The sequence below is a fragment of the Arenimonas sp. genome, from assembly GCF_019459675.1.
Classification (GTDB): domain Bacteria; phylum Pseudomonadota; class Gammaproteobacteria; order Xanthomonadales; family Xanthomonadaceae; genus Arenimonas.
The window spans coordinates 1-9287 of sequence record NZ_JAIBFH010000082.1; the positions used below are offsets into that span (position 1 = coordinate 1).

Consider the following 9287-nt stretch of genomic DNA (forward strand, 5'->3'; position numbering starts at 1 on the left):
TTGTCGCGGCCGGGGCCCGGGCGCCGGGCGCCCGGGGGCGGGCGCCCCCCCGTGCCCGGGGGGGGGGGCCCGTCGCGGCCGCCGCGGTGCGGGTGGTCGCGCCCGTGGTGGTGCCCATGGCCACGCCGGCCCCGGTGGCCGCACCCATGGCCGCGCCAATGCCGATGTCGGTGCCCGCCGCGGCCGAAGTGGCTCCGGTGGTTCAAGCGCCCAAGCCCGCCCCGGCCTACGTCGCACCCATGCCCGTGTCGAGCCTGATCGAAGACCGCGCTGTGGTGGCTCCGGCCGCGCCAGCGCCGGTGGCGCCGGTGCAGGCCGTTGAAATGGAAGCGGCCGCCGCTCCGGCGGCCGCTGCCCCCGCGCCGGTGGTTGCGGCGGAACCTGCGCCGGTGGTGCAGGAAGTCGTGGCCCCCGTGGCCGCGGCACCCACGCCCGCCGCTGCCGTCCAGGACGAACCGGCGCCCGCGCCCTTCGCCCTGGCCACCCCGGCCGCCGCGCCCGTGCAGGCCAGCCTGATCCCGGCCGAACCTGCGCCGGCAGTGGCCGCCCCGGTGAACCCGTTCCTGCGAACGCAGCCGGCGATCTTTGATGCACCGAAGGCCGCCGAGCCGGAGCCGGCGCCCACGCCGCCGGCGGCGCCCGACTGGGTGCTGGAAGATGACGCTGAACCGCCGCAGGCGGGCAAGCCGAACTAAAGAAAAGGGCGCCGAAAGGCGCCCTTTTTCTTGGCCTGTTCTGGGACCGCGATCAGATCGCGTAGGCCGGATCCGACACCCCGTGCTGCCCCGCCAACCGGGCCAGCGCCACCGTGTCCTTGATGCCCAGTTTGTCGTACAGCCGATATTTGTGCGTGGCCACGGTCTTGCCGCTGAGGCTGAGGCGACGGCCAATCTCTTCCATGCGCAGACCCTGGCACAGCATGCGCGCCACCTCCAACTCGCGCGGCGACAGCGCGTCGAACGGCGAGTCGTCGCCGCAAAGCCGCGACAGCGCCATGCGCTGGGCGACATGGCTGGCCAGGTAGCGGCGACCGCGGGCGACCTCACGCACCGCGCGCACCAGCTCGGCCGCATCACAGCCCTTGCCCAGGTAGCCGCTGGCGCCTGCTTCGATAAGGCGGCGCGGCATCGGACCTTCCTCCTGCACGGACACGATGAGCACATAGATGCCCAGGTCGCTGCGTACGATGCGCTCGGTGATGTCCAGGCCGCTGATGCCCGGCAGGTGCAGATCGCAGATGACCACCTGCGGCTTGAGCCGGCGGATCATGGGCAATCCGTCTTCGCCGCTGCCCGCTTCGCCGACGATTTCAAACTCTTTTTCCTGGCCCAGGATGAGCCTGTAGCCCGTGCGCACCAGCGCGTGGTCGTCCAACAGGAACACTCGGATCATTGCGCTCTCCCCAGGGCAGCAGGCTCCAACCTATCGAATGCCGCCGCCGGGCGATGCCCCGGCCCTCCTAAACGCAGGTAAGAAATGAACCCTTCCTGCGGGCGCGAAACCACCATAGGCGCGAAACTGCGCGAACCGCACGACAACGCAAATTTTGACCCGAAACGCTAACGGCGACAGAGCGCTCCCGGGGCATCGCCACCGCTATGCTCGCCCGAGGGACAACCACGGGACGCACCAGCATGCCAAACCGGGACCGTGCGAAAGCGCTGCTGCAATCGCTGCTGCTGCCCGTCGCGGCCGTGACTTTGCTGACCCTGTTCACCATTGGCGCAGTGATGCTGGCGGCGAACGACCGCGCCATCGTCTGGGCCGAAGGCTCCCCGGCGCAGCTGGAGGAAATGGAGAGCCGGGTTTTGGCCAATCCCTGGTTCAAGCACGGCCGCAGCCGCGCCGCCGACGACATCCACCCGCTGCCGGCCGAGTGCGGCGCCGGCGCGCGCGAGTTTTCCTTCGGCTCGCTGGGTGAGTTCGAGGGACAGGCGGCAAGGGACATCCTGGAGCTCATCGCCGCCCAAGCCGGTGCGCAGCCCTGCACGACCAACCTGTTCATCATCAACGAACTGCCGGACCCTGCCCGCCAGAGCGGGGCGCAGAGGGCCGCTTCCACCATCCTGGCCGCCTCGATCCTGCCCCTGGGCATGGTGCTTTTTCTTTACGTCGCGCTGGCGGGACGGCTGCAGCTAGGAACCCTGCCGCGCAGCGGCGCGAAGTTGGCCAGCGAACTTACGTGGGGTGTCGGCGCAGGTGCCGGCGTGTCGCTGGCGGTGATGCTGGGTTACTGGCTGGGCGTGCCTGCAGCCAACCCAGCCGGCGCCTTGTCGGTCGCCGACGTGGGCTATTCCCTGGCGTTCACCCTGATGTTCGCGGTGCCCGTGATGGAAGAGATGGCGTTCCGCGGCTGGATGATCCCGCTTGCCGAACGCGGCATCGGCAGCACCGGCGCCGCTGCTGCGTCTTCGGTGCTTTACGCGGCCGCCAGCCTGCCTGCAGACGCCGCGAGTGCAGTGGGCTATCTGCTGCTGGGCGCCACCTGCGCCGGCCTGTACCTTCGGACGCGCTCGGTGCTGGCCTGCATCGTCACCAACGTGATGGTCAGCGTCACGTCGTTCTGGCTGGCGTAGTCGGCCCCTGCTGCAGCCCGATAGCTCAGCGCGGCAGGTTCCGGTGCCGCACTAATGCAGAAAGCCGACGATCTTTTCTTCGGAAAACCGCATCTCCACGCTCCATCGGCCGCCCAGGCGAAACCGGGCCCAAATCGAATCGCTGCTCAGGACCGGGGGACGTCGACTCGAGACCACAGCACCTATGGGTACCCGTAACGCGGGGTAATGAATCGACCATCTTTCATTAGACAGATCGACGCCATAAGGCCAGGAATTTGGCGGAGAGAGTGGGATTCGAACCCACGGAAGGTATAACCCTTCGGCGGTTTTCAAGACCGCTGCCTTAAACCACTCGGCCATCTCTCCGGATTTTCTGTGCGGGCACCCTGCCCGCCTTCGCGGCGGGCGGGGACAATTCTAGCGCCTCAGGGCGCGTCGGTTGGGCCGCAGGGCACGCCGCCCTTGGTGCCGCACTTCAGGCGGCTGTCTTCGATCAGGGTGGGCAGGCGGGAGGCCAGGAAATCGATGAACACCCGCACCGCCGGCAGCAGGCCGCGGCGGCTGGGGTAGATGGCGTGGCAGATGCCCTGGGGCAGGCTCCAGGCCGGCAGCACCACTTCCAGTTCGCCTTTGCGTATCGCTTCGGCGCAGGTCAGCTCGGGCAGCAGCACCACGCCCAGGCCTTCCACGGCGGCGGCCATCAGCAGCGGGAAGTCGTGCGCCATCAGGGTGGGCTGCAGGTCCACCTTCTGCACCTGGCCTTCGGGGCCGTGCAGGGTCCAGCGCTGGCGGCTGTCGTCTTCGCTCATGCTCAGGGTGGTGTGGTGGGCCAGGTCGCCCGGCAGGATGGGCCGGCCCACGCGGTCCAGGTACTTCGGGCTGGCCACCAGCAGTTCGCGCAGCTGGCCAAAGCTGCGGGCCACCATTTCGCCGTCGTCGGTCAGCTGGCTGCGCACGCGGATGGCCACGTCGAAGCCTTCCTGGATCACGTCCACCCGGCGGTTGCTGACGTGCAGCTGCAGGCGCACCTGCGGGTGCTGCTTCATGAAATCGGGCAGGATCGGGCCCAGCACTTCCTGGGCGATCGACACCGGGCAGCTGACCTTGATGCTGCCGCGCGGCGTGGCGCTGACGCGGTCCACCGCTTCGCGCGCGGCCTGGGCTTCGGCCAGCATGGTCTGGGCGTGGCGGTAGACGCTTTGGCCCACGTCGGTGACGGCGAACTTGCGGGTGCTTCGCTGCAGCAGGCGCACGCCCAGTTCGGTTTCCAGTTGGGCAATGCGGCGGCTCAGGCGGCTCTTGGGAATACCCAGTGCGCGCTCGGCCGCGGCGAAGCCGCCGTGTTCCACCACCATGGCGTAGAACTGCAGGTCGTTGAGGTCCGGGTGGTTGCTCATCAGCCAATCCTCTCCAAACCGCCAAGGTAGGGGCGCAGGGCCAGCGGCACGTCAATGCTGCCGTCGGCCTGCTGGTAGTTTTCCATCACCGCGATCAGGCAGCGGCCCACGGCCACGCCCGAACCGTTCAGCGTGTGCACCGGCTCGGTCTTGCCGGTGGCCGGGTTGCGCCAGCGGGCCTGCATGCGCCGGGCCTGGAAATCGCCGCAGTTCGAGCAGCTGCTGATTTCGCGGTAGGTGTCCTGGCTGGGCAGCCACACTTCCAGGTCGTAGGTCTTGATGGCGGCGAAGCCCATGTCGCCCGTGCACAGCAGCACCTTGCGGTACGGCAGGTCGAGTTTTTCCAGCACGGATTCGGCGCAGCGGGTCATGCGCTCGTGCTCTTCGTGGGAGTCTTCGGGCTTGGCGATGGACACCAGCTCCACCTTTTCGAATTGGTGCTGGCGGATGAAGCCGCGGGTGTCGCGGCCGTGGCTGCCGGCTTCGGCGCGGAAGCACAGGCTGTGGGCGGCCATGCGCAGCGGCAGCTGGGCTTCTTCAACGATGGTGTCGCGCACGATGTTGGTGAGCGGCACTTCGCTGGTGGGAATCAGGTAGCGCTTGGAATCGCCCACGTCGGTGGCGAACAGGTCTTCTTCGAACTTGGGCAGCTGGCCGGTGCCGCGCAGGCTGTCGGCGTTGACGATCAGCGGAACGTTCACTTCCAGGTAGTCATGCTGCTGCGTGTGCAGGTCCAGCATGAACTGCGCCAGCGCGCGGTGCAGGCGCGCCAGCTGGCCGCGCAGCACGGTGAAGCGCGCGCCGCTGAGCTTGACGCCGGCGTCGCCGTCCAGCCAGCCGTCGCGGGCGCCCAGCTCCACGTGGTCCTTCACCGGGAAATCGAACGTGCGCGGCACGCCGAAGCGGCGCACTTCCTGGTTGTCGGTTTCGTCCTTGCCGGCCGGCACGCTGTCGTGCGGGATATTCGGCACGGCCATGGCAATGCGGTCGATCTCGGTCTTGATCTCTTCCAGGCGCAGCTCGGAGGCCTTCAGCTCATCGGCCAGGCCGGCCACCTCATTCATCAGGGCGGTGGTGTCTTCGCCCTTGCCTTTCGCCATGCCGATGGCCTTGGACCGGGTGTTGCGCAGGTTCTGCAGCTCTTGCGTGCGGCCCTGCAGCTGCTTGCGCTCGGACTCCAGGCTTTCCAGCGCGGCCACGTCCAGCGCGTAGCCGCGGGTGGCGTGGAGACGGGCGGCGGTGTCGGCCAGCTGGCCGCGCAGGAGGGTCGGGTCGAGCATGGGGTCATTCCAGCAGTGAAACGGGAGGCCGGATTATCGCTGGCTGCCGGTCACGCATGCAACGACTTGGCCGCGGCCCTGTCCGGCCGGATTGACCCCCATCAAGTCCCGCCGGAAAGAACCGGAACAAGCTCGGGCTATCGCCGGACCCCGCCGTTGGGAGCAGCACCCATGAAGCGAAGAACCCTCTTGTTGGCGGGCGGAGGCCTGCTTGCCGCCGGCGCCGCCGGCACGGCGCTCAGCCTGCGCGGGATGGGCAGCACGCAGGACTACGCCGCGGGCGCCGCCCGGCTGCGCGAAGCCCTCACTGCGCAGCCCGGAATGGTGGACCTGGTGCGCTTTGCGACCCTCGCGGCCAACTCCCACAACACGCAGCCGTGGCGGTTCCGGCTGGCGCCGGGGCGCATGGCGCTGCTGCCGGATTTCGCGCGGCGCACGCCGGCCGTGGACCCCGACGACCACCACATGTTCGTCAGCCTGGGCTGCGCCGCCGCCAACCTGGCCCTGGCCGCGCAGGCGCGCGGGCTGACGGGCGAGCTGCGCTTCGCCTCCGGTTCGCCCGACCATCTGGTGTTCGAGCATGGCGTTGGCCCGGCCACGGCGTCGCCGCTGTTCGAGGCCATCGTGCAGCGCCAGTCAACGCGCGGGGAGTACGACGGCCGGACCGCCAGCAGTGCCGACCTCGACCAGCTGATGCAGGCCGCGCGCACGCCCGGCGTCGAGCTGGCGCTGGTGACCGACACCGCCGCCCGCGAGCGCATCGGCGAACTGGTGCTGGCCGGCAACAGCGCGCAGATGGCCGACCCGGCCTTCGTCAGCGAACTGCGGCAGTGGCTTCGGTTCAACCCGCGCGAAGCGCTGTCGTCGGGCGACGGGCTTTACGCCGCCTGCAGCGGCAATCCGATCGGGCCCAGCTGGCTGGCGCCAACGCTGTTCAAGCTGTTCTTCAAGGAAAAAACCGAGAACGACAAGTACGCGCGGCAGCTGCGCAGCGCGGCGGGCCTGGCGGTGTTTTCGGCCGACAAGGACGATCCCGAGCACTGGCTGCGTGTTGGCCAGGCCTGCCAGCGCTTTGCGCTGCAGGCCACGGCCCTGGGCATGAAGCACGCTTTCCTCAACCAGCCGGCGGAAGTGCCGTCGCTGCGCGCCGAACTGGCCGCGCTGGCGGGCTTCCCCGGCCGCCGTCCCAACCTGCTGATGCGCTTTGGCTACGGTCCCGGCCTGCCCTACTCGCTCCGGCGCTCCGCCGCGAGCGTGATCGAGCCGGCCTGACGGCTGCAGCATCAGTACGTGCGACGGACCCTGCGCCCCAGCACCCAGGCAATGGCGATGCCCGCCAGGAACCAGCCGGCGACCTGCTGGACCAGGCTGCCCAGGATGAATTCGGTAGGGAACCGGTACCAGTTCCACCACGGCAGGCTGACCGATATCCACGCGAACAGGCCCAGCCCGGTGGACACCGCCACCCGCTTGCCGAAGCTCCACGGCGCCAGGCTCAGCACCCAGGCCAACAGCCATGAGGCCAGCACGGTGCCGGCCAACTGGATGGCCAGTTCGTCGAGCATGTCCAGGCCGTTTTCACCGGTGGGCTGGTAAATCACGAAGGCAAACGGGCTGGCCACCGCCTTCGCGGCATAGGCCTCGCCCGCGGCCGGGTCGGCGTATTGCTCGGGCGTGAGGCCGGGAACGATGTACACGCCCGCCTGCGACATGTTGGCCTGCAGGGCCGTCAGCACCGCGTCTTCCGACGCCGGATAGCGATGCCCCATGTCGCCCAGCGGCAGGACGGCGTTGGCCAGGAAACTCCATAAAAACAGCACGATGCCGCCCAAAAAGGCGGCCAGCAGCAGGCGCATGGTCTTGCTCCTTCTCCCCAGAAGGCCTCCGAGGTTACGCGCGTGAAGAGTGGACGCAAGTGCCGGCGCAGCGGCCCGCCTCGGAGCCATTGTGTACGGGAGCGAACCGACGATTGCCGCCAGCCGCGATAGGGTCGCGATGTAGCCATTCCACAACCAGCCCGGAGGCGTCATGGACTCAAACTGGGTTCACAGTTCGGCCAATCTTCCCGACGAGGGGCAGAAAATCGGGTTCATGCTCCACGATCGAAACGTGGTCATGCAGGGCACCTTTGCCCAGCGGGCCTTTCGCTCCCACTGGGCGGACTACGCCATCGAGCGCGTCAGCAGTTGGCATGGTGAGATCCTGACCGACGGTCCAGCCGGTCCCGGGGCCGCATGACACGGGGGCGCCTTGCCTGGCGCGCCAGTTCGAGCCGCGGCACCGCTTCCGCTACCTGCATACGGAGTGCTCCATGATTGGCAATCCGATCAGCTTCATATTCAAGATAGGCAAGCACGCATCGTTGCCATTCCGTCCGCTGTTGAAGCTGGGTGCGATCGAGGCGAATCCAGTCACCCTGCTGCCGACCTCCCGCGTTCCGCGCAAGAACTTCGAAAAGGCCGGGCCGCCATCGCACAGCAACCAAATGTCTTCGTAGGCGCGGGACAGATCTTTTCCACCTTCCGCCGGCTCACGCCGGCCGGATGAGTTCCGCCAGACGCGCACCGGCCCACACCAGGGCGAAGCCGCCCACGAGCGTGGCCGCCAGGTAGCCCACCAGCAGACCCGGCTTGTCGGTGCGCGCGTAGACCAGGCACTCGATCATCAGCGCCGAATAGGTGGTCAGGCCGCCGAGCACGCCCACGATCAGGAACGCGCGCAGGTACACCGCGCCCGGCCCGCGGCCCTCCAGCCACACGAGCAGGAAGCCGGCCGCGAAACTGCCCAGCAGGTTCACCGCCAGCGTGCCCCAGGGCATGCCGCTGCCGAGTTGCCTGAGCAGCCAGGCGCCCATGAGGTGGCGCATGCCGGCACCCAGGGCGCCGCCGGCCATCACGATGAAAAGCAGGTTCCAGTTCATGCTGATGCGTCGCTTGTCATCGCAGCTCGCGGCGCAGGATCTTGCCGACCGCCGACTTGGGCAGGCTGTCGCGGAACTCCACCACCTTGGGCTGCTTGTAGCCGGTGAGGTGCTGGCGGCAGTGGGCGCGCAGGTCCGCTTCGGTGAGCGCGGGGTCTTTGCGCACCACCACCAGGCGCACGGCTTCGCCGCACTTCTCGTCGGGCATGCCCACCACCGCGGCTTCCAGCACGCCGGGGTGCAGGGCCACCACGTCTTCGATTTCGTTGGGGAAGACGTTGAAACCCGACACCAGGATCATGTCCTTGCGGCGGTCGAGCAGGAAGTAATAGCCGTTTTCGTCCACCCTGGCGATGTCGCCGGTGCGGAACCAGCCGCCCTCGAAGAAGGCATGGCGGGTTTCTTCTTCCTGCTGCCAGTAGCCCGTGGTCATCTGCGGGCCACGGGCGCACAGCTCGCCGGCCTCGCCGACGGGCACCTCTACGCCCTGATCGTCGCGCAGCGTGATTTCCACTTCGCCCAAGGCCAGTCCGATCGACCCCACGGGGTTGGGTGCGTCCCAGCGGTTGTAGGTGATGGCGGCGCTGGTTTCCGACAGGCCGTAGCCTTCCACCACATCCTTGCCGGTGATCTGCTTCCAGCGCTCGGCCGTGGCGCGGCGCAGCGCGGTACCGCCCTGCAGGCACAGCTTGAGCCCGGACAGGTCGAGCTTGGCGAAGTCCGGATGGTTCATCAGCGCGTCGTACAGCGTGTTCACGCCCGAGAAGAACGCGGGCTTTTCCTTGGCAAGCGTGGCAATCAGGCCGGGGATGTCGCGCGGGTTGGTCACCAGCACGGCGTGGTAGCCGTGCACCAGGGTGAACACCAGGTTGGTGTAGGCGGCGATGTGGTAGATCGGCAGGCAGATGACGATCACGTCCGTGGCCGGGTCCATCACGTAGCCGAAGCACTGTTCGGCGGCGGCCACGTTGGCCACCAGTGCCGAATGCGCCAGCACCGCGCCTTTGGACAGGCCGGTGGTGCCGCCGGTGTATTGCAGCTGGGCGGTGTCGCTGGCCTTGGCCAGCGACACCCCCCCCGGGTGGCGCATGCCCTCGGCCAGGGCCGCGGGCCCCCGCCCCGCGCCGGGGGG

10 protein-coding genes, 1 tRNA gene and 1 pseudogene are annotated in these 9287 nt (G+C 68.5%); 5 read left to right on the forward strand and 7 right to left on the reverse strand.

All coding sequences use genetic code 11. The annotated features are described in order from the left end of the window. Positions 1-695, forward strand: a pseudogene (locus tag K0M70_RS03155) (hypothetical protein); the annotation flags it as partial. A gap of 52 nt (positions 696-747) precedes the next feature. Here K0M70_RS03155 and K0M70_RS03160 read toward each other — a convergent pair. Beyond that, positions 748-1392 (reverse strand): response regulator, encoded by a 645-nt coding sequence (locus tag K0M70_RS03160; protein WP_290779186.1) that lies wholly within the window; start codon positions 1390-1392, stop codon positions 748-750. 242 nt (positions 1393-1634) lie between these two features. Here K0M70_RS03160 and K0M70_RS03165 point away from each other — a divergent pair, with 242 nt between their 5' ends. After that, the gene (locus tag K0M70_RS03165; RefSeq protein ID WP_290779189.1) at positions 1635-2576 is read left to right on the forward strand and encodes a CPBP family intramembrane glutamic endopeptidase; all 942 of its coding nucleotides are present in this window, start codon (positions 1635-1637) and stop codon (positions 2574-2576) included. A 258-nt stretch (positions 2577-2834) separates the two neighbouring features. Here the strand turns inward: K0M70_RS03165 and K0M70_RS03170 are convergent. The 3 genes from K0M70_RS03170 to serS form a co-directional block, all read right to left on the reverse strand. Next, positions 2835-2924: transfer RNA gene (locus K0M70_RS03170), tRNA-Ser, on the reverse strand. Positions 2925-2983: 59 nt separating this feature from the next. Beyond that, a complete protein-coding gene (locus K0M70_RS03175) occupies positions 2984-3955 on the reverse strand; it encodes a LysR substrate-binding domain-containing protein (RefSeq protein ID WP_290779192.1) in 972 nt (323 codons plus the stop codon). Then, on the reverse strand, positions 3955-5235 hold the full coding sequence (gene serS, locus K0M70_RS03180; protein ID WP_290779195.1) for a serine--tRNA ligase: 1281 nt from the start codon (positions 5233-5235) through the stop codon (positions 3955-3957). Before serS ends, K0M70_RS03175 begins: the two co-directional genes overlap by 1 nt. 171 nt (positions 5236-5406) lie before the next feature. On the opposite strand from serS, the gene K0M70_RS03185 reads away from it, so the two are divergent. Beyond that, entirely contained in the window at positions 5407-6507 is a 1101-nt protein-coding gene (locus K0M70_RS03185; RefSeq protein ID WP_290779198.1) for a nitroreductase family protein, read from the forward strand. Positions 6508-6518: 11 nt separating this feature from the next. Here the strand turns inward: K0M70_RS03185 and K0M70_RS03190 are convergent, their stop codons facing one another. Beyond that, positions 6519-7091, reverse strand: a complete 573-nt coding sequence (locus tag K0M70_RS03190) for a hypothetical protein (RefSeq protein ID WP_290779201.1) — start codon at positions 7089-7091, stop codon at positions 6519-6521. A gap of 172 nt (positions 7092-7263) precedes the next feature. Between K0M70_RS03190 and K0M70_RS03195 the strand changes: the two genes are divergently transcribed. Together K0M70_RS03195 and K0M70_RS03200 are read left to right on the forward strand one after the other, a co-directional pair. Then, on the forward strand, positions 7264-7473 hold the full coding sequence (locus tag K0M70_RS03195; RefSeq protein ID WP_290779203.1) for a hypothetical protein: 210 nt from the start codon (positions 7264-7266) through the stop codon (positions 7471-7473). A 73-nt stretch (positions 7474-7546) separates the two neighbouring features. After that, a complete protein-coding gene (locus tag K0M70_RS03200; protein ID WP_290779206.1) occupies positions 7547-7732 on the forward strand; it encodes a hypothetical protein in 186 nt (61 codons plus the stop codon). 33 nt (positions 7733-7765) lie between these two features. On the opposite strand, the gene crcB is transcribed toward K0M70_RS03200, so the two are convergent. Continuing rightward, positions 7766-8155 (reverse strand): fluoride efflux transporter CrcB, encoded by a 390-nt coding sequence (gene crcB / locus K0M70_RS03205; RefSeq protein ID WP_290779209.1) that lies wholly within the window; start codon positions 8153-8155, stop codon positions 7766-7768. Between the two features lie 16 nt (positions 8156-8171). Further along, the coding region (locus K0M70_RS03210; RefSeq protein WP_290779213.1) for an AMP-binding protein at positions 8172-9287 on the reverse strand (1116 nt) is incomplete at its 5' end.